Genomic DNA, 18,608 nt, shown 5'->3' on the forward strand with positions numbered 1-18,608 from the left:
GTAGCCCATGTGAGACATTGATGTCTCACACTGGGCACGGTCGTCTCGTCGGTGCCGGTCCGGGCGGGTGCTCGTCAGTGCCAGGGCAGCTGTCCGCGGCGCTCCCAGTAGGCGCGCGGGTCCTCCGCCAGCGCGTCGAGGCGCGTCAGCTGGTCCTCGTCGAGGTCGACGGCGGGGGCGTGCAGGTTGGAGACGAGCTGCGGGACGGTCGCGGCGCCGGAGAGGACGACTCCGGCCCAGGGCCGGCGCAGGATCCAGGCGAGGGCGACCGCGTCGCAGCCCATTCCGGTCGCGGCGGCCACGGCCTTCAGCGCGTCCGGGGCGTGCGGCTCGGCCAGCCGGCCGTTCGCCATGCCCTCCTTGACGATCACGGTGAGCCCGGCGTCGTGCGCCTCGGCGAGGGCGGGCCCGGCCGACGTCTCCAGGGCGTTGTACGTCGACTGCACGGTACGGAAGAGGGGTTCGCCGTCGACCGTGACCGCGAGGGCGGCGCGGATGGCGTCGGCCTGGGCGGGGCCACTGGTGGAGAAGCCGACGGTGAGGCCCTGGGCGGCGGCTTCCGCCAGCCTGGCGTGCAGGTCCTTGTCGGTGAGGGCCGGGCTGTCCGGGGTCACCGAGTGGATCTGGTAGAGGTCGAGCCGGTCGCCGAGCAGGGCGTCGGTCTCGGCGCGCTGCCGTTCGTAGGTGGCGAGGCTGTGGTCCTTTACCTCGTGCCGCTCGGCGTCGGTGGACCAGCCGGCCGTGTAGGTGTAGCCCCACTTGCTGCCGACGACCACGTCGTCGGCCTCGGGGTGGGCGTTCAGCCAGTCGGCGAGGAACTCCTCGGAGCGGCCGTAGGAGCGGGCGGCGTCGAAGTAGCGGACGCCCTGGGCGTAGGCGGCGTCGAGGAGTTCGTGGGTCCGGGTGCGCAGCGCTTCGACGCTGCGGTTCTCGCCGAGGTCCTCGTCGCGGCCGAGATTGATGTAGCCGGGGCGACCCACTGCGGCCAGGCCCAGTCCGATGTGGCAGGTGGGGGTGGTCGCTGTGGCCAGTCGCGCGAAGGGCATCGCGGGCTCCGTTCGGTCGGCTCCGGTGGGGCTCGCGACCAACGTAACCCTTGATGACCTTCGCCTCAGGACTCGGTCGGTGCGATGTCCCGGCGAGTGCGGGTGCGCCGCGGTTCCCCGCGCCGTTCCCCGCGCCGGCCAGGGGGCGCTCCCTACCGCTTCTCCTTGGCCGCCGCCCACGCGTGCTGAGCCGCCACGTCCGCCTTGACCTCCGCGAGCTGGACCGCGACCGCGCTCGGGGCCGTACCGCCACGCCCGTCGCGGGAGGCGAGGGCGCCCGGGACGTTGAGGACGGAGCGGACATCCGGAGTGAGGTGCGCGGAGATCTTCGCGAACTGCTCGTCCGTGAGGTCGTCCAGCTCCTTGCCCTCCGCCTCGGCGACCTTGACGCACTCCCCCGCGACCTCGTGCGCGACGCGGAACGGCACGCCCTGCTTGACCAGCCACTCGGCGATGTCGGTGGCGAGGGAGAAGCCGGCCGGGGCCAGTTCCTCCATGCGCTCGCGGTGGACGGTGAGGGTGGCGACCATGCCGGTGAAGGCGGGGAGCAGCACCTCGAGCTGGTCGCAGGAGTCGAAGACCGGCTCCTTGTCCTCCTGGAGGTCGCGGTTGTACGCGAGGGGCAGGGCCTTCAGGGTGGCCAGGAGCCCGGTAAGGTTGCCGATCAGGCGGCCGGACTTGCCCCGGGCCAGCTCGGCGATGTCCGGGTTCTTCTTCTGCGGCATGATCGACGAGCCCGTGGAGAACGCGTCGTGCAGGGTGACGAAGGAGAACTCCTTCGTGTTCCAGATGATGATCTCCTCGGCGATCCGGGAGAGGTTGACGCCGATCATCGCGGTGATGAAGGCGAACTCGGCGACGAAGTCACGGGAGGCCGTGCCGTCGATGGAGTTGCCGACGCTGCCGCGTTCGAAGCCGAGGTCCTTGGCGACGGCCTCCGGGTCCAGGCCGAGGGAGGAACCGGCGAGGGCGCCGGAGCCGTACGGCGAGACGGCCGTGCGCTCGTCCCACTGGCGCAGCCGCTCGGCGTCCCGGGACAAGGACTGGACGTGGGCCAGGACGTGGTGGGCGAAGAGCACCGGCTGGGCGTGCTGGAGGTGGGTGCGGCCGGGCATCGCCACGTCGGGGTGGGCCTCGGCGAGGCCGATCAGGGCGTCCTGGAGGTCGGCGATCAGGCCGCCGATGATCCGGGCGTGGTCGCGCAGGTACATCCGGAAGAGCGTGGCGACCTGGTCGTTGCGGGACCGGCCGGCGCGGAGCTTGCCGCCGAGGTCGGGGCCGAGGCGCTCCAGCAGGCCGCGCTCCAGGGCGGTGTGCACGTCCTCGTCCGCGATCGTGCCCGTGAAGGTGCCGGCGGCCACGTCGGCTTCCAGCTCGTCGAGTCCGGCGAGCATGCGCCGGAGCTCGTCCTCGGTGAGGAGTCCCGCCGTGTGCAGCACGCGCGCGTGGGCGCGCGATCCGGCGATGTCGTAGGGGGCGAGCCGCCAGTCGAAGTGGACGGACGCGGACAGCTTCGCCAGGGCCTCGGCCGGACCGTCGGCGAAACGGCCGCCCCAGAGCCGTACGTCACCGCTGTTGCTGCTCACTGCGTTGCTCCTAGGGAAGGTACGGATGTGCCACCGCCTCCCCACACTTCCAGGCGGGGAGGCGGCTGTCAGGCGGTTGCGGGTGAGGTGACCCGTACGGCGTCAGGCGAGGTCGCGCTTGGCCGCGATCTTCGACGACAGGCTGTAGATGTCGATGAAGCCCTTGGCCGCCGACTGGTCGAACGTGTCGCCCGTGTCGTAGGTCGCGAGGTTGAAGTCGTACAGGGACTCCGTCGAGCGCCGGCCGGTGACGACGGCACGGCCGCCGTGCAGGGTCATCCGGATGTCGCCGGTGACGTGCTGGTTGGCCTCGTTGATGAAGCCGTCCAGGGCGCGCTTGAGCGGGGAGAACCACTGGCCGTCGTAGACCAGTTCGCCCCAGCGCTGCTCGACCTGCCGCTTGTAGCGGGCGAGTTCACGCTCGACGGTGACGTTCTCCAGCTCCTGGTGGGCGGTGATCAGGGCGATCGCGCCCGGGGCCTCGTACACCTCGCGGGACTTGATGCCGACGAGGCGGTCCTCGACCATGTCGATCCGGCCGATGCCCTGGGCGCCGGCGCGCTCGTTGAGCTGCTGGATGGCCTGCAGGACGGTGACGGGCTTGCCGTCGATGGCGACCGGGACGCCCTCCTTGAAGCTGATGACCACCTCGTCGGCCTCGCGCGCGACGGCCGGGTTGGAGGTGTACTCGTAGATGTCCTCGATCGGGGCGTTCCAGATGTCCTCCAGGAAGCCCGTCTCGACCGCGCGTCCGAAGACGTTCTGGTCGATGGAGTACGGGGACTTCTTGGTGGTGGCGATCGGGAGCTGCTTCTCCTCGCAGAAGGCGATCGCCTTGTCCCGGGTCATGGCGTAGTCACGGACCGGGGCGATGCACTTGAGGTCGGGGGCGAGGGCGACGATGCCGGCCTCGAAGCGGACCTGGTCGTTGCCCTTGCCGGTGCAGCCGTGGGCGACCGTGGTGGCGCCGTGCTTCTTGGCGGCGGCGACGAGGTGCTTGACGATCGTCGGCCGGGACAGCGCGGAGACCAGCGGGTAGCGGTCCATGTAGAGGGCGTTGGTTTTGATCGCCGGGAGGCAGTACTCGTCGGCGAACTCGTCCTTGGCGTCCGCGACCTCGGCCTCGACGGCGCCGCACGCGAGGGCGCGCTTGCGGATGACGTCCAGGTCCTCGCCGCCCTGGCCGACGTCGACCGCAACGGCGATGACCTCGGCGCCCGTCTCCTCGGCGATCCAGCCGATGGCGACGGAGGTGTCCAGACCGCCTGAGTAGGCGAGTACGACGCGCTCGGTCACGGGTTTCTCCTCACAGTGCATTCGCTGACATGCATGAGTATGCAGAACTCTGCATGATTCGTCAATCTCCCTTTCGGTTGAACGCGTGCAACCGCTTTCTCGTACTCCTCGCCGAACGCAGGCGCCGCGTTCGTCCGACGACGACACTCCCGACCCGAGTGAGGCATTCGCATGTCCAGGGCTCTTCCGAAGTACGACAAGCGCCGCGTGGCGATCATCGGCGGCGCCGCGGCCGTGGTGCTGTCCGGCGCGGTGATCGCCGGCTCCGCCCTCGCCGGCACCCCCGCCGAGAGCGACGGCGCGACCGGTGCCCGCACCCTGGCGAGCCCCGGGACGATCACCTGCCCCGACGTCGCCTCGAAGCTGCCCGCCGTCCCCGCCTCCGCGAAGGCCGAGGTCGACCGCAATCTGGCCCTCCTCCAGACCCAGATCAACGAGGCCAACACCCGGCTGGCCGACACCGTCGGCCAAGGCGGCCCCAACTTCGTCAACAACGCGATCCTGGGACCGCTGAAGGACAAGCGCGTGGCCACCGTCAACCGCATCGCCACGGCGATCGGGCGTACGGCGGCCAAGCCGGCCGGGCTGGACGCGCTGGCGCCCTGCACCCTGAACGCGAACGGCGGCGGGGCATCCACCGGCGCCGCCCCGGACGCCCCGGCGAGCCAGCAGCCGGGCGCCGGCACGGCGGGCGGGGGCGGTGCGGCGGCGGGCGGGGGCGGCGCGACCGGCGGGAACACCGGGGCGGGGACGATCACCTGCCCCGACATCGCTTCGAAGCTGCCCGCCGTCCCCGCCTCCGCGAAGGCCGAGGTCGACCGGAACCTCACCCTCCTCCAGACCCAGATCAAGGAGGCCAACACCCGGCTGGCCGACACCGTCGGCCAGGGCGGCCCCAACTTCGTCGACAACGCGATCCTCGGCCCGCTGAAGGGCAAGCGCGCCTCGACCATCGACCGCATCGCCATCGCCATCGGCCGCACCTCCGCCAGGCCCACGGGCCTGGACTCGCTGGCCGCCTGCACCCTCACCCAGTGAGGTGACAGGCAAGCCGTGGCCGCCCCGTGGGAAGCGCCGGCCGGGGCGGCCACGGCGCCCCCCCTGTGCCGGATCCGCCAATTACTTAGACGGCCGAAGAACTTCCGCCGATACTCGCAGTCATGGGAAAGACCTATGAGCGCATAGACGGCAGGCTGCGCACGTTCATCGAGGAGCAGCCCCTCTTCTTCACCGCGACCGCCCCGCTCTCCGGCGACGGCACGGTCAACCTCTCCCCCAAGGGCCTCAAGGGCTCCTTCGCCGTGCTCGACGAACTCACCGTCGCCTACCTGGACTTCGCCGGGTCCAACGCCGAGACCGTCGCGCACCTCAGGGAGAACGGGCGGATCACGCTGATGTGGTGCGCCTTCCAGGGCCCGCCGAACATCGTGCGCGTGCACGGCCGGGGCGAGCCCGTCTTCCGCGACGACCCGCGCTTCCCGGAACTGCTCACCCACTTCCCGGACATCGACCCGAGCCCGCACGGGCTGCGCGCGGTCATCGTCGTCCGCGCCGAACTGGTCCGGGACAGCTGCGGATACGCCGTGCCCCACATGGCGTACGAGGAGGACCGCGACGTGCACGGCAGGCGCTTCGCCCGCGAGGACGACGCCTCGCTGAGCGCGTACTTCGAGAAGAAGGAGCACATCGCGACTAGCCTGGACGGCCTACCCGGGCTGCCGTTGCCGCTGCCGCCCTCTACCGTCTGAGCCATGCGCCCCGGTGTGGTCCTCGCCCTCGTCTCCGCCTCCGCCCTCGCCCTGCTCGGCGCCGCGCCCGGCCGCGGCCCGGTGCCGCTGCCCGCGGGGATGGCGGACACGGGCGGCGGCCGCCAGCTGATCGTCGCCCAGGCCCCGGACACCAAGGCCACGACGGGCACGGTGAGCTGGTGGGACCTGCGGGACGGCCAGTGGGTCCGGGCCGGCTCCGCACCGGCCAGGTTCGGAGCGGGTGGGCTGGTCGACGGCGCCACCCGCGAGCAGGGCACGAACTCGACCCCGACCGGGCTGTACGGCCTCCCGTTCGGCTTCGGGATCAAGGCCGCGCCGGCCGGCACACAGGTCACGTACCGTCCGGTCCGCAAGAGTTCCTGGTGGTGCCAGGACAACGACTCGCGCTCCTACAACCGCTGGGTCGACCCGCTCCCCGCCGACTGCCGCGCCGCCGAGGCCGAGCACCTGATCGACTACGGCACCCAGTACGCGCACGGCCTCGTCATCGCCTTCAACTACGACCGCCCCGTACGGGGACGCGGAGCCGGGATCTTCCTGCACGTCAACGGCCGGGCGGCGACGGCCGGGTGCGTGTCGGTGCCGGAGGACGCCATGCGCCGGATCCTCACCTGGACCGACCCGGCGGCGAGGCCGCACATCGCGATCGGCACGGAGAAGGGGGCGACGGCGGTCAGCCGCTACTGAAGCGCTCGGTGACGGGCCCCTCAGGGTGCCGTGGGCAGGATCACCGTGAACGTCGTCGCCCCCGGCCGGCTCTCCAGCTCCACGCTCCCCCCGTGCGCCTCCGTCACCGCCGCCACGATCGACAGGCCCAGGCCCGCTCCCCCGCCGGAGGCGTCGGCCCGGCGGCGGTGTTCCGCCCGGGTGAAGCGTTCGAAGACGGTGGGCCGGACGTCCTCCGGGACGCCGGGGCCGTCGTCGTGGACCGAGAGGGTGGCCTGTTCCGCGTCGGCCTCCAGGGTGATCGTCACCTTCGTGCCGGCCGGTGTGTGCAGGCGCGCGTTGGCCAGCAGGTTGGCGAGCGCCTGGTGGAGGCGGTGGGCGTCGCCCGGCACCGTCACCGGTTCCTCGGGCAGGTCCAGGGTCCAGCGGTGGGCGGGGCCGGCGGCGCGGGCGTCCGTCACCGCGTCCAGGACCAGGCGGGTCAGGTCCACCGGCCGGCGTTCCAGCGGGCGGCCCGCGTCGAGGCGGGCCAGGAGGAGGAGGTCGTCGACCATGTCGCCCATGCGCGCGGACTCGGCCGTGATGCGGCGCAGGGCACGGGTCACCTCCGGTGGCACTGGGCCGGGGTGCAGGAGGGCCAGTTCGGCGTGGCCGCGGACCGATGCGACCGGGGTGCGCAGTTCGTGGCTGGCGTCGGCGGCGAAGCGGCGCAGCCGCTCCTCCACGGCGTGCCGCTTGGTGAGCGCGTCCTCCACGTGGCCGAGCATGCGGTTGAAGGCCGTGGCCACCTGGCCGACCTCGCCGTGCGGGTCGGTGTCCGGCGCCCGTGGCGGCAGCGCGACCTCCCCGCTGGCCAGCGGCAGTTCGCTGACCCGGGTGGCGGTGGCGGCGACCCGGCTGAGCGGTCGTAGCGACCAGCGCACCCAGCAGGCTCCGGCCACGCCCGTGACGACCAGGGCCAGGCCGAAGACGACGCCCGCCACCAGTTCCAGCCGGTGGACCGTCGCCTGGACCGGCTCCAGGGGGAGGCCGACGAGCAGCACGTCCCCGTCCCGGCCGGGCGAGGCGACGACCCGGTAGTCGTCCAGGGCGGACAGGTCGACGGTGTGCGGCCTGCCGTCGGCCGGAACCCGGGCCAGCCGCTCGGCGTCCCGCGCGGTCAGGTCCACGTCCAGGTCGGCGGCGGGGTCGCCGGAGCGGATCAGCCCCTTGTGGGTGACCTCGCCGTTCAGCAGACGGGCGCCGAACGTGCCGGTGGCCATGCGGCGGGTGTCGCCCTGTTCGTCGCCGTCGTGGTCGTCGCGGTCGTGGGGCAGCCGGCCGTCGTGTTCCAGGCTCTCCGGGAAGCGGGTGCCGACCTGGGTGAGCTGTTCGTCCAGGCGCTGGGTGAGGAAGCCGTTCAGTTCCACGACCGCGGCCAGGCCGACGGCCGCGCAGCTCACCGCCAGCAGCGTCACCAGCCCCACGGTGAGCCGGGTCCGGAGGGTGCGGGGGCCGAGCCGGGTCACCTGGTCACCGGCTTCAGGACGTACCCGGCGCCGCGCATGGTGTGGATCATGGGCTCGCGGCCCGCGTCGACCTTCTTGCGCAGGTAGGAGATGTACAGCTCGACGACATGGGCCCGGCCGCCGAAGTCGTAGGACCAGACCCGGTCGAGGATCTGCGCCTTGCTGAGCACGCGGCGCGGGTTGCGCATGAGGAAGCGGAGGAGTTCGAACTCGGTCGGCGAGAGTTCTATCAGCTCGCCGGCCCGGGTGACCTCGCGGGCGTCCTCGTCCATCACCAGATCGCCGACGACCAGCCGCGGGCCCTCCTCCTGCGTGCGGGCCATGCCGGCCCGGCGCAGCAGGCCGCGCAGCCGCGCGACGACCTCCTCCAGGCTGAAGGGCTTGGTGACGTAGTCGTCGCCGCCCGCGGTGATCCCGGCGATGCGGTCCTCGACCGCGTCCCGGGCGGTCAGGAAGAGCACGCACACATCGGGCTTCACCTCGTGCAGGCGGCGCAGCACGGCGAAGCCGTCGGTGTCCGGGAGCATCACGTCGAGGACGACGGCGTCGGGCAGCAGCTCCCGCGCGGCGGCGACGGCGGCGGCGCCGTCGCCGGCCGCGCGCACCTCCCAGCGCTCGTAGCGCAGGGCTCCGGTGAGCACCTCCGCGAGGTCGGGGTCGTCGTCGACGACGAGGACGCGCAGCGGGGTGCCGTCGGGGCGGGTGAGGGCGGGGCGGCCGGAGCGGGTGGTGTTCATCGCGCCTTCCAGCATCGCCGGTCCGAAGCGGTCCCGGCGTCCCGGGAACCTCTGAGTTTCCTTTGAGTCCGTCCGGCCGGGGCCCCGCTCAGAGCTGTCTCAGAGCTTCGCCCCGCACAGTGGGCTGGCCGACGGACGAAAGGATGGCGACATCAGATGACCACCGTGGATGCGCGGCGGGCGGCTCCGGCCCCGCCGCTGCCCGTGACCGCGCGGCGCTCCCCCGCCGGGCCCGTGCTGGCCCTGCTGTGGGTGGGGGCGGCGGCCGTACTCGCGCTCTGGTGGGCGGACACCGGGTCCGTGGTCGGGGCGGCCGGGTGGCTGACGGGGGCCGGGCGGATCGCCGGACTGCTGTGCGGGTACGCCTGCGCGGTGCTGGTCGGCCTGATGGCGCGGGTGCCGCTGCTGGAGCGGCGCGTCGGCTCGGACCGGGTGGCGCGCTGGCACGCGCTGGCCGGCCGGTACACCGTGTGCCTGCTGCTCGCGCACGTCGTGCTGATCCTCGCCGGGTACGCCGCCCAGGACCGGGCCTCCCTGGGGCGCGAGGCGGTGACCGTCGTCCTCGACTACCCGGAGATGCTCAAGGCCACCGCCGGCACGGTGATCCTCCTCGCGGTCGGCGTGACGTCGGCGCGGGCCGTGCGCCGCCGGACGAGCCACGAGTTCTGGTACTACATGCACCTGCTGACGTACGCGGCGGTATTCCTCGCCTTCGGGCACCAGCTCGCCCTCGGCGACGAGTTCAACGGCGAGCCGGTCGCGACCGCCGCCTGGTACGCGCTGTACCTGGGCGTGGCGGGCCTGGTGCTGTGGTTCCGGATCCTCGCCCCGGTACGGCTCAACCTGCGTCACCGCCTGCGCGTGGAGTCGGTCCACAGGGAGGCGCCGGGTGTGTACTCGGTCGTCGTACGAGGGCGCCGCCTGGACGAACTGGGGGCGCGGCCGGGCGAGTTCTTCCGCTGGCGGTTCCTCGCCGAGGGCATGCGCCGGACGTCGACGCCGTACTCCCTGTCGGCGCCGCCGCGCCCGGACCTGCTGCGCATCACGGTCAAGGCGCTCGGCGACCACAGCGCGGCCGTGGCCCTGCTGCGTCCCGGTACCCGGGTGTGGGCGGAGGGCCCGTACGGCGCCCTGACCGCCGACCGGGCCACCGGCCGGCGCACCCTGCTGATCGCGGCCGGCGTCGGCATCACCCCGCTGCGGGCGCTGTTCGAGACACTGCCCGGCGAGGTCACCCTGCTGTACCGGGCGCGCTCCGCCGAGGACCTGGCGCTCGGCGGCGAGCTGGAGGCGATCGCCCGCTGGCGCGGCGGGCGGGTGCTGTACGCGCTCAACGGTCCGGGCGGGGAGCGCCCGCCCCTGACGGCGGACTCCCTGCGCGCCACCTTCCCCGGCCTCGACGACCTCGACGTCTTCCTCTGCGGGCCGCACGGCTTCGCCCAGGACGTGTACCGGGCGCTGCGGGGGGCCGGGGTGGCGGACCGCCGTATCCATCACGAGTCGTTCGAGCTGTGAGCCGTCACAGACGCCAGAAGGGCCGGACATGCACGCGTTGAACAAGAATCGTCCCCTGCGCCGGATCGTGCTGGCGAGCGCCGCCACCGTCTCCGGGATGGTGCTGCTGCTGGCGCTGAAGCCGCACACGGCGCCCACGGTGGCGACGGCGAGCGCCAAGTCCCACGCCGCGTCAAGCAGTTCGGCGCCCGGCTCCGCCTCCGGGACCAGGACGGCCACCGGGGACACCGCGCAGACCCGCTGGGGCCCGGTCCAGGTACGCGTCACCGTGCGGGACGGCCGGCTCACCGACGTCACGGCCGTCGCCTACCCGCAGGACAACCCGCGCGACGAGGAGATCAACAGCTACGCCCTGCCCCAACTGCGGCGCGAGGCGCTGGCGGCGCAGAGCGCGGAGATCGACACGGTGTCGGGAGCGACGTACACCAGTGACGGTTACCGGCAGTCACTCCAGTCCGCGCTGGACTCGGCGGGGCTCTGAACACTCCCGCCCTGTGGCACGTATCTGTGGGCCAAGGGTCAAGTCCCCACGGAGGAACCGTGACCACCACGCTCGCAGGCGGACGTGCCGCCCGACGACAGACGATGCGCCGCATCCGCCCGCGCCGCTCCCCGGCCGTCCCGCTGCTGCTCGCCGTCTGGGCGGGCGCGGTGGCCGTGCTGTGGCTCTGGTGGCACAACACCCCCTCCATCGCCGACGACACCGGCCGCATCCTCGGTGCGGGCCGGATCACCGGTCTGCTGGCCGGCTATCTGATGGCGCTGGTCGTGCTCCAGATGGCGCGCGTCCCGGCGCTGGAGCGGCGGGTCGGTTCGGACCGGGTGGCCCGCTGGCACGCGATGAGCGGCCGGTACACGCTGTGCCTGGTCGTCGCCCACGTCTTCCTCGTCATGTGGGGGTACGCGCGCCAGGCCGGCCGGTCGCTCGGCGACATCGTCCAGCAGACGACCGACTCCATCGGCCAGCTGCCGGACATGGGCAAGGCGGCGATCGGCACGGGCCTGTTCGTGGTCATCGGGCTGACGTCCGTCAGCGGGATCCGCCGCCGGCTGCCGTACGACACCTGGTACCACGTCCACCTGCTGACCTACGCGGCGGTGTTCCTGACGTTCTGGCACCAGATCACCACCGGCAACGACTTCGCGGTGGAGCCCGCCGCCAAGACCTTCTGGTACGGCCTGTACGGCGCGGTCACCGCGCTGGTGGTCTGGTACCGCGTCCTCACCCCGATCCGGCTGAACCTCCGGCACCGCATGTACGTGGAGGCGGTGATCGAGGAGACGCCGGGCATCGTGTCGGTGCTGATCGGCGGGCGGAAGCTGCACCGGATGGGCGCGGAGGCGGGCCAGTTCTTCCGCTGGCGGTTCCTCGCCCCGGGGATGCGGTTCAGCTCGCACCCGTACTCCCTGTCGGCCGCCCCGCGTCCCGGCATGCTGCGGATCACGGTGAAGGCGATCGGCGACCACAGCGCCCGGCTGCGCGAGCTGGCGCCGGGGACGAAGGTGTGGGCGGAGGGCCCGTACGGCGCGCTCACCGCGCAGCGCCGCAGCCGGGGCAAGGTGCTGCTGGTCGCGGGCGGGGTGGGCATCACGCCGATGCGGGCGCTGTTCGAGACACTGCCCGGTGCCGCCGGTGACATCACGCTGCTGTACCGGGCGAACACCACCCAGGACCTGGCGCTGTGGGACGAGCTGGCGGCCATCGCCGAGGAGCGGGGGGCCCGGCTGATGTACGCGGTGAACAGCCCGGAGGGCGAACGGCCGGACATCTCCGCGGAGAACCTCCGGCGGAAGATGCCGGACATCGACCGGCACGACGTCTTCATGTGCGGTCCGCCCGGGTTCGCGCAGTCGGTGTACGAGGCACTGCGCGAGGCGGGTGTGCCCGCCCGCCGTATCCACCACGAGTCGTTCGAGATGTGAGCGGAGCTGCGAAGCGATGAGGAAGAGCCACCCCGTGCGGCGGGTCGTGCTGGCCACCGCCGCGACCGTGTCCGGTGTCGTGCTGCTGCTGTCGCTGAAGCCGGCGTCGGATCCGGCCGCCGCGTCGGCGGCGGGCGCGGCCCCGCAGGCGACGGCGGCCGGGCAGGAGTCGCCGCAGGGCGGAACGCGGGGCGCCGCCGGGGCCGGTTCCGGCACGGTGACCGGTGACGCGGCGCAGACGCAGTACGGGGCCGTGCAGGTACGGCTGACCGTCAGTGACGGCAGGATCACGAAGGCGGAGGCGGTGCAGGCGCCCAAGGGCGGCCTCAGCGACCAGAAGACGCAGCTCGCCGTCCCCAGGCTCAACCAGGAAGCCGTGGCGGCAAGCAGGCCTCGTCCGGTACCCCGGCTTCCTCCGGCGCGGCGCAGGCGCGGACCGTCACCGGGAAGGCCGTGCGGACCCAGTACGGGCCGGTCCAGGTGCGGATCACGGTCAGCGGCGGGAAGATCACGAAGGCGGAGGCGGTGCAGGCGCCCAAGGGCGGCCTCAGCGACCAGAAGACGCAGCTCGCCGTCCCCAGGCTCAACCAGGAAGCCGTGGCGGCGGTGGCTGACACGGTGGCCGAGCCGGCGAAGGCACCCGCCGCGGTGCGTCACGCGGAGGAGGTCATGGGGACGGTCTTCTCCTTCGACGTCCGCGGCGGGGATCCGGACGCGGTACGGGCGGCGCTCGCCGAGGCCGTCGCCGGGCTGCACCGGGCGGACGCGCTCTTCAGCACCTACCGCGAGGACAGCGAGGTGTCGCGGCTGGCCCGGGGTGAGCTGGACGTCTCGCGGTGCGCTCCCGAGGTGGCCGAGGTGCTGGAGCTGGCGGCCGAGGCGGAGCGGGTGAGCGAGGGATGGTTCAGCACGCGCTACCGGGGGTCGCTCGACCCCACCGGCATCGTCAAGGGCTGGGCGGCCGAGCGTGCGGCGCGGGTGCTGGCGGCGGTGGCCGGGGTGCGGGGGGTGAGCGTCAACGGGGGCGGGGACGTGCAGCTGCTGGGCGCGCCGGAGCCGCAGCGCCCCTGGCGGGTGGGCGTGTCCGATCCGCTCCGGCCCGGCGGGCTGGCGGCGGTGGTCTCGGCGGCCGGCACCGAGGAGCTGGCCGTGGCCACCTCGGGTACGGCGGAGCGGGGTGCGCACATCGTGGATCCGCGCACCGGCCGGTCCGCGGTGACGGACCTGGTGGCGGTCACGGTGGTGGGGCCGCGTCTGACGTTCGTCGACTGCTGGGCCACGGCCGCGTTCGCGATGGGTTCGCGGGCGGGGCTGGCGTGGCTGGAGTCCCTGCCGGACGTGGAGGCCCTGCTGATCACCGCGGGCGACGAGGTGCGGTGCACCGGGGGGCTGGCCGCACGGCTGGGCTGAGAGCGGCCGGCTCCTGGTTCACGCGGCTCCCGGTCGACCGTCCGGAAGTTTTTCCTCCGTGACGCCATCCGACTTCCGCCCTGGGACGTATCCCCTGTGAGGCAAGTTCCAGGAGGAAACGACATGGCCATCTTCAGCAGCCTGCTGCCCGCGATGCGGGACCGCGACAACGACACGTCCCGGCACGACAGTTCGGGGCACGGGCACCGTCACGGCCACGGCGACCGCCACACCGGCCGGGGCCACGGCCACGGCCACGGCCACGGCAATGACCACGGCGACCGCCACGGCCACGACAACTACTGATCGCGTACGACGCTGAGCGGACCGCGGGCCCAAGGACCCGGTCCGCTCGGCCGATCCCCGAGACGCGACGGGGAACGCACCGAAGAACGCGACGAGGAACGCTGCCATGGCGCACGTCCTGCGGCGTCTGCTCTCCGCGGGCGAGACCTCCGACGCCGTCGTCGCGGCCGCGCCCCCGGTGCCGCCGCGCGAGGTGTTCCGGCGGTTCTGGCCGTACACCCGCGGCGGCCGGCGCTGGCTGGCGCCCGTCGTCCTGTTCAGCCTGACCGGTCCCGCCGTCGACGCCGCGGAGCTGTGGCTCTTCAAGGTCCTCGTGGACGACGTGCTCGTCCCCCGGGACCTGCACCCCTTCCTGTGGATCGCGCCGGCCTACCTGGGCCTGGTCCTCTGCTCCGGAATCCTCGGCTTCGCCGACGACGTGACGTCCACCTGGGTCGGCGAGCGCTTCCTGCTCGCGCTGCGCTCCGACGTGTTCCGGCACGTCCAGGGGCTGTCGCTGGGCTTCTTCGAGCGCCGCAGGCTCGGTGACGTGCTGTCCCGGGTCACGGGCGACGTCGACGCGGTGGAGACGTTCCTGCTCTCGGGGGTGGCGGACGCCCTCTACTACGTCGTCCGCCTCGCCGTCTTCCTCGGCCTGCTGTTCTACCTGCGCTGGGACCTGACCGTGCTCGCCCTGGTCATCGTGCCCCTGTTCTGGGGTGCCGCCCGGCACTTCTCGCGGCTGCTCAAGGAGGCGTCGCGGGAGCGCAGGCGCCGCAGCGGCTCGCTCAGCGCGATCGCCGAGGAGTCGCTGGGCAATGTCGCCCTCGTGCAGGCGTACAACCGGCAGGGCTGGGAGGAGCACCGGTTCGAGCGGGAGAACCTCGGCCGGTTCCGGGCGGCGATGGCCTCGGCGCGGATCCGTGCCGTGTACGGACCCGTCGTGGAGGTCATCGAGGTGGCCGGCGGCCTCGCGGTGATGGGCCTCGGCACCTGGAAGCTGGCCCAGGGGCAGCTCACGCTCGGCGGACTGCTGGTCTTCCTCGCGCTGATCGGCAAGCTGTACGGCCCGGTCCGCGGCCTGTCCCACCTCGGCACGACCTTCTACACGGCCTCCGCCTCGGCGGAACGGATCATCGAACTGCTGGACCAGCGGCCCCAGGTGACCGAGGCCCCGGACGCCCGGCGGACCGGCCGCGCCCGCGGGGACGTGGAGTTCGACGGCGTGTGGTTCCGCTACCCGGGCGGCTCCTCCTGGGCGCTCGCGGACGTGTCCTTCCACGTGGCGCCCGGGGAGACGCTGGCGCTGGTCGGGGCCAGCGGGGCGGGCAAGTCGACGATCGCCAAGCTCCAGCTCCGCTTCTACGACCCCGACCGGGGCGCGGTCCGCCTCGACGGGACGGATCTGCGCCGGATCAGCCTGTCCGACGTGCGGGAGAGCGTGGCGGTGGTGCTGCAGGAGACGCTCGTCTTCCACGGCACCGTCCGGGACAACATCGCCTACGGGCGGCCGGGCGTCACGGACGCGGACATCGTCGCGGCGGCACGGGCGGCCGACGCGCACGCGTTCGTCGAGCTGCTCCCGGAGGGCTACGACACCCTGGTCGGCCAGCGCGGCCGGACCCTCTCGGGCGGACAGTGCCAGCGCCTGGCCATCGCCCGCGCGATGATCCGGGACGCGCCCGTGCTGCTCCTTGACGAACCGACGGCCGGGCTCGACGTCCGCTCCGGCCGGCGGATCATGGACCCGCTGCGCCGGCTCATGGCCGGGCGGACGACCGTCGTCATCTCCCACAACCTGCTGACCGTCCGCGACGCCACGCGCATCCTGGTGCTCGACCACGGCCGGATCATCGAGCACGGCACCCACGACGACCTGCTGGGGCACGACGGCACCTACGCCCGGCTGCACCGGCTGCACTCGGGGGCGGCGCGGTCATGAGCGTCACCACCGGGACGGCCATGCCGCCCCTGGCCCCCGGCGCACAGCCGGTCCCTGGCTACCGGGTCCTGGCGGGGCTCACGCGCACCGGCTGGCTCGACGTCTACGACGCCTGGAGCGAGGAACGGCACTGCCGGTGTGTGCTCAAGACCGTGCGTCCCGACCGGCGGGGCGAACGGCGGCTCGGTGAGCGGCTGCTGCGCGAGGGACGGTGGCTGCGCGACTTCACCCATCCCCATCTGGTCCGCGCCTACGACGTCTTCACCGAGCCCGAGCCGCTCGTCGTCCTGGAGACGCTGACCGGCGAGACGCTGTCCCACCTGCTGCACCGGCTGCGGCGCCGGCCGTCCGCGGCCGACGTGGCGCTCCTCGGGGCGCAGCTCTGCTCCGCCGTCCACTATCTGCACGGCCGGGGCCTGCTGCACCTGGACCTCAAGCCGTCGAACGTGGTGGTGGACCGCGGTCTCGCGAAGGTGCTGGACCTGAGCGTCGCGCGGCCTCCGGGGCCCGCTCCGGCGGGGTTGGGCACCTGCTGCTACCTCGCCCCGGAGCAGGCCCGCGGCGGGACGCTCACGGCCGCCGCCGACGTGTGGGGCATCGGGGTCACCCTGTACGAGGTCGCGTGCGGTGACCTGCCCTTCGAGTGCCGCACGACCGGAGGGACGGGACACCGGCCCTACGCCGGGGACGAGCCGGGTGACGGCACCGGCACCGGTGACCCGGGCGACTGGTACCCGCAACTGGAGCGTGCGGCGCCGCCGATCGCGTCCCGGCGGCGCCTGCCGGCCCCTCTCGCCGCCGCCGTCGACGGCTGTCTGCGCGCCGATCCGGCGGCGCGGCCCACCGTCGCCGCGCTGGCCGCCGCCCTGGAGGCGGCGCTGCCCGTCCAGCCCCGCGGCGGCTGAGCGGCCGGTTCACGCCTCCGGAGTGCGGACCTCCCCCTTCCGTAGCTGCGCGGTGGCGAGGACGGTGCCGTCGGGCGACGTCAGACGGGCGCCGGAGTACCGGGTGAGGTCGACGGGGACCGCCACGCCCCAGTTGGCGTGTCCGTCGCGCACGGCGAAGTCGCCGACGCGGACACGCGTGCCGTCGGTGCGCTCCAGGAGACAGCTGACCGTTCCGGTGTACCGGGTGCCGGGGCGGGTCATGGCGACGGACACGAAGATCCAGCCGGGGCTGCCGGGGTGGGCGTAGACCTCGCCGACGGGCTCCCCGCCGCGCCCGACCGGGGTCATGTCCCCGACCAGCACCGGCTCCGACTCGACGGCGGGCGGCGGCGAGGCGGTGACCTCCTCGACGGCGGTGCCGACCGCCCAGCCGGCGAATCCGACGGCGACGGCGAACGCGGCGCCGACCGCGGCGACCCGTACCCGGGCCCGCCGGGCGCCGTGGCGCAGGCCCCGGCGCGAGCGGCCGAAGACGCCCGCCGGCCGCCGCTGCCCCTCGGGCGCCGTCATCGACTGGGCGAGGCCACGCGCCACCCGGGTCTCGAAACCGGGCGGCGGCTCGCGGTCCGGCAGCAGGCCGACCAGCCGGTCGCCGACCAGCGTCAGTTGCCGGATGTACTCCCGGCAGTCCGCGCACCGGTCCAGATGGGCGACCGCCTCGGCCCGCTCCCGGCCGGGCAGCACGCCCAGCGCCAGCTCGGGACCGATCTCCCGCAGCTTCTCGCAGTTCGCGTCACTGGACATGGTCGCCTCGTTCCGGAGAAGCGACGGTGGTGCGCAGCCGTGCCATCGCCGTCCTGATCCGCGTCTTGGCGGTACCCAGCGGGATCCGCTCCACGTCGGCGACCTGCTGGGCCGTCATGCCGTAGATGCCGGCCATCATCAGTGCCCTGGCCTGTTCCCGTGGCAGCCGTGCCAGGGCGGCCCGGACCTGGGCGGAGGCCTCGTCGGCCAGCGCCCACCGCTCGGGGGTCTCGGTGACGACGTCCAGCAGCTCTTCGAGGTCCTCGGGCGCCAGCGGCTCCGTCCGCCGGGCCCGGACCGCGTCGACGGCCAGGTTGTGCGCGATGGTCGTCAGCCAGGTCATGACCGAGCCTCGACGGGAGTCGTAGATCTGGGCGTGACGCCACGCGCGCTCGAACGTCTGCTGGGCGACGTCCTCGGCGAGCTGCTGGTCCCCGGTGACGGCCACGGCCACGCCGAAGACCCGGTGCTGGAACCTCCGTACGAAGATGACGGCCAGCTCCGGATCTCCGGCGGCCAGCCCGGACAGCAGAGCCTCGTCCGGGAGGCGGCCGACGGGGAACCGAAATCCCGACACACCTCTGTATACGTTCGACGGCCGCCAGGGGATTGACCGTCCCCCTGGCCGCTCGCCGCGGAAGATCACATGCCCATTCTGCGTCCGTCGGCCGGGCCCCGCACGCGGTCAGTGCCCGTTCTGCGCCAGCCGCAGCAGATGGTCCGCCAGGGCCTGGCCCCCGCTGGGATCGCGGCTGATCAACAGCAGCGTGTCGTCACCGGCGATCGTCCCCAGGATGTCGTGCAGTTCCGCCTGGTCGATGGCGGAGGCGAGGAACTGCGCGGCCCCCGGAGGAGTCCGCAGGACCACCAGGTTCGCCGAGGCCTCCGCGGAGATCAGCAGCTCCTGGGAGAGCCGGCGCATCCGCTCCTCCTTGGCCGACTCCCCCAGCGGAGCCCGCGGGGTACGGAAGCCGCCCTCGCTCGGCACCGCGTAGATCAGGTCGCCGTCGGTGTTGCGGATCTTCACCGCGTTCAGCTCGTCGAGATCCCGGCTGAGCGTCGCCTGTGTGACGTTCAGCCCGTCGTCGGCGAGCAGCTTCGCCAACTGGCTCTGCGACCGCACCGGTTGCCGGTTGAGGATGTCCACGATCCGGCGGTGCCGTGCGGTGCGGGTCTGCGGCACGGCGGGGCCGGCCCCGTTGGCCGCCTCGTGGTCCTGCGCCTCGCTCATCGT

At 73.2% G+C, this 18,608-nt stretch carries 18 protein-coding genes and 1 pseudogene; 11 read left to right on the forward strand and 8 right to left on the reverse strand.

Translation table 11 applies throughout. From position 1 onward, the window contains the following. Positions 1 to 74 precede the first annotated feature (74 nt). The 3 genes from OO52_RS27735 to OO52_RS27745 all read right to left on the reverse strand — a co-directional run bounded on the left by OO52_RS27735 (position 75) and on the right by OO52_RS27745 (position 3,928). Positions 75 to 1,046 (reverse strand): aldo/keto reductase, encoded by a 972-nt coding sequence (locus tag OO52_RS27735; RefSeq protein WP_030654848.1) that lies wholly within the window; start codon positions 1,044 to 1,046, stop codon positions 75 to 77. Between the two features lie 152 nt (positions 1,047 to 1,198). Further along, entirely contained in the window at positions 1,199 to 2,632 is a 1,434-nt protein-coding gene (argH, locus tag OO52_RS27740; protein WP_030654846.1) for an argininosuccinate lyase, read from the reverse strand. A gap of 102 nt (positions 2,633 to 2,734) precedes the next feature. Continuing rightward, entirely contained in the window at positions 2,735 to 3,928 is a 1,194-nt protein-coding gene (locus tag OO52_RS27745; RefSeq protein ID WP_030654845.1) for an argininosuccinate synthase, read from the reverse strand. Positions 3,929 to 4,099: 171 nt separating this feature from the next. Here OO52_RS27745 and OO52_RS27750 point away from each other — a divergent pair, with 171 nt between their 5' ends. The 3 genes from OO52_RS27750 to OO52_RS27760 all read left to right on the forward strand — a co-directional run bounded on the left by OO52_RS27750 (position 4,100) and on the right by OO52_RS27760 (position 6,384). Beyond that, positions 4,100 to 4,966 (forward strand): hypothetical protein, encoded by an 867-nt coding sequence (locus OO52_RS27750; protein WP_030654843.1) that lies wholly within the window; start codon positions 4,100 to 4,102, stop codon positions 4,964 to 4,966. Between the two features lie 122 nt (positions 4,967 to 5,088). Beyond that, entirely contained in the window at positions 5,089 to 5,676 is a 588-nt protein-coding gene (locus OO52_RS27755; protein WP_030654841.1) for a pyridoxamine 5'-phosphate oxidase family protein, read from the forward strand. Positions 5,677 to 5,679: 3 nt separating this feature from the next. Continuing rightward, a complete protein-coding gene (locus tag OO52_RS27760; RefSeq protein WP_030654839.1) occupies positions 5,680 to 6,384 on the forward strand; it encodes a L,D-transpeptidase family protein in 705 nt (234 codons plus the stop codon). 20 nt (positions 6,385 to 6,404) lie between these two features. Here OO52_RS27760 and OO52_RS27765 read toward each other — a convergent pair whose 3' ends face one another. After that, entirely contained in the window at positions 6,405 to 7,871 is a 1,467-nt protein-coding gene (locus OO52_RS27765) for a sensor histidine kinase (protein ID WP_030654837.1), read from the reverse strand. Next, a complete protein-coding gene (locus OO52_RS27770) occupies positions 7,868 to 8,608 on the reverse strand; it encodes a response regulator transcription factor (protein WP_030654836.1) in 741 nt (246 codons plus the stop codon). Before OO52_RS27770 ends, OO52_RS27765 begins: the two co-directional genes overlap by 4 nt. Positions 8,609 to 8,764: 156 nt before the next feature. Between OO52_RS27770 and OO52_RS27775 the strand changes: the two genes are divergently transcribed. The 8 genes and pseudogenes from OO52_RS27775 to OO52_RS27805 all read left to right on the forward strand — a co-directional run bounded on the left by OO52_RS27775 (position 8,765) and on the right by OO52_RS27805 (position 16,588). Continuing rightward, positions 8,765 to 10,123, forward strand: a complete 1,359-nt coding sequence (locus OO52_RS27775; RefSeq protein ID WP_030654833.1) for a ferredoxin reductase family protein — start codon at positions 8,765 to 8,767, stop codon at positions 10,121 to 10,123. A gap of 28 nt (positions 10,124 to 10,151) precedes the next feature. After that, on the forward strand, positions 10,152 to 10,604 hold the full coding sequence (locus OO52_RS27780) for an FMN-binding protein (RefSeq protein WP_030654830.1): 453 nt from the start codon (positions 10,152 to 10,154) through the stop codon (positions 10,602 to 10,604). 59 nt (positions 10,605 to 10,663) lie between these two features. After that, a complete protein-coding gene (locus OO52_RS27785; RefSeq protein WP_030654827.1) occupies positions 10,664 to 12,046 on the forward strand; it encodes a ferredoxin reductase family protein in 1,383 nt (460 codons plus the stop codon). Positions 12,047 to 12,062: 16 nt separating this feature from the next. Then, positions 12,063 to 12,652, forward strand: a pseudogene (locus tag OO52_RS47955) (FMN-binding protein); the annotation flags it as partial. Then, on the forward strand, positions 12,653 to 13,456 hold the full coding sequence (locus tag OO52_RS27790) for an FAD:protein FMN transferase (protein WP_030654824.1): 804 nt from the start codon (positions 12,653 to 12,655) through the stop codon (positions 13,454 to 13,456). Between the two features lie 123 nt (positions 13,457 to 13,579). Beyond that, positions 13,580 to 13,762: a hypothetical protein gene (locus tag OO52_RS52195; RefSeq protein WP_030654821.1), complete on the forward strand. Its 183-nt coding sequence runs from the start codon at positions 13,580 to 13,582 to the stop codon at positions 13,760 to 13,762. Positions 13,763 to 13,868: 106 nt separating this feature from the next. Beyond that, complete coding sequence (locus OO52_RS27800; RefSeq protein WP_030654818.1) at positions 13,869 to 15,683, forward strand: ABC transporter ATP-binding protein; 1,815 nt, start codon at positions 13,869 to 13,871, stop codon at positions 15,681 to 15,683. After that, the gene (locus OO52_RS27805) at positions 15,680 to 16,588 is read left to right on the forward strand and encodes a serine/threonine-protein kinase (RefSeq protein WP_030654815.1); all 909 of its coding nucleotides are present in this window, start codon (positions 15,680 to 15,682) and stop codon (positions 16,586 to 16,588) included. Before OO52_RS27800 ends, OO52_RS27805 begins: the two co-directional genes overlap by 4 nt. A 9-nt stretch (positions 16,589 to 16,597) precedes the next feature. Here the strand turns inward: OO52_RS27805 and OO52_RS27810 are convergent, their stop codons facing one another. The 3 genes from OO52_RS27810 to OO52_RS27820 all read right to left on the reverse strand — a co-directional run bounded on the left by OO52_RS27810 (position 16,598) and on the right by OO52_RS27820 (position 18,605). Next, positions 16,598 to 17,374, reverse strand: a complete 777-nt coding sequence (locus OO52_RS27810) for a hypothetical protein (RefSeq protein ID WP_030654813.1) — start codon at positions 17,372 to 17,374, stop codon at positions 16,598 to 16,600. Next, a complete protein-coding gene (locus OO52_RS27815; protein WP_030654811.1) occupies positions 17,364 to 17,951 on the reverse strand; it encodes an RNA polymerase sigma factor in 588 nt (195 codons plus the stop codon). The genes OO52_RS27810 and OO52_RS27815 overlap by 11 nt, the downstream gene beginning before the upstream one ends. Before the next feature lie 108 nt (positions 17,952 to 18,059). Continuing rightward, complete coding sequence (locus OO52_RS27820; protein ID WP_030654810.1) at positions 18,060 to 18,605, reverse strand: arginine repressor; 546 nt, start codon at positions 18,603 to 18,605, stop codon at positions 18,060 to 18,062. Positions 18,606 to 18,608 lie beyond the last annotated feature (3 nt).

This window comes from Streptomyces flaveolus (genome assembly GCF_000716535.1).
GTDB lineage: Bacteria > Actinomycetota > Actinomycetes > Streptomycetales > Streptomycetaceae > Streptomyces > Streptomyces flaveolus_A.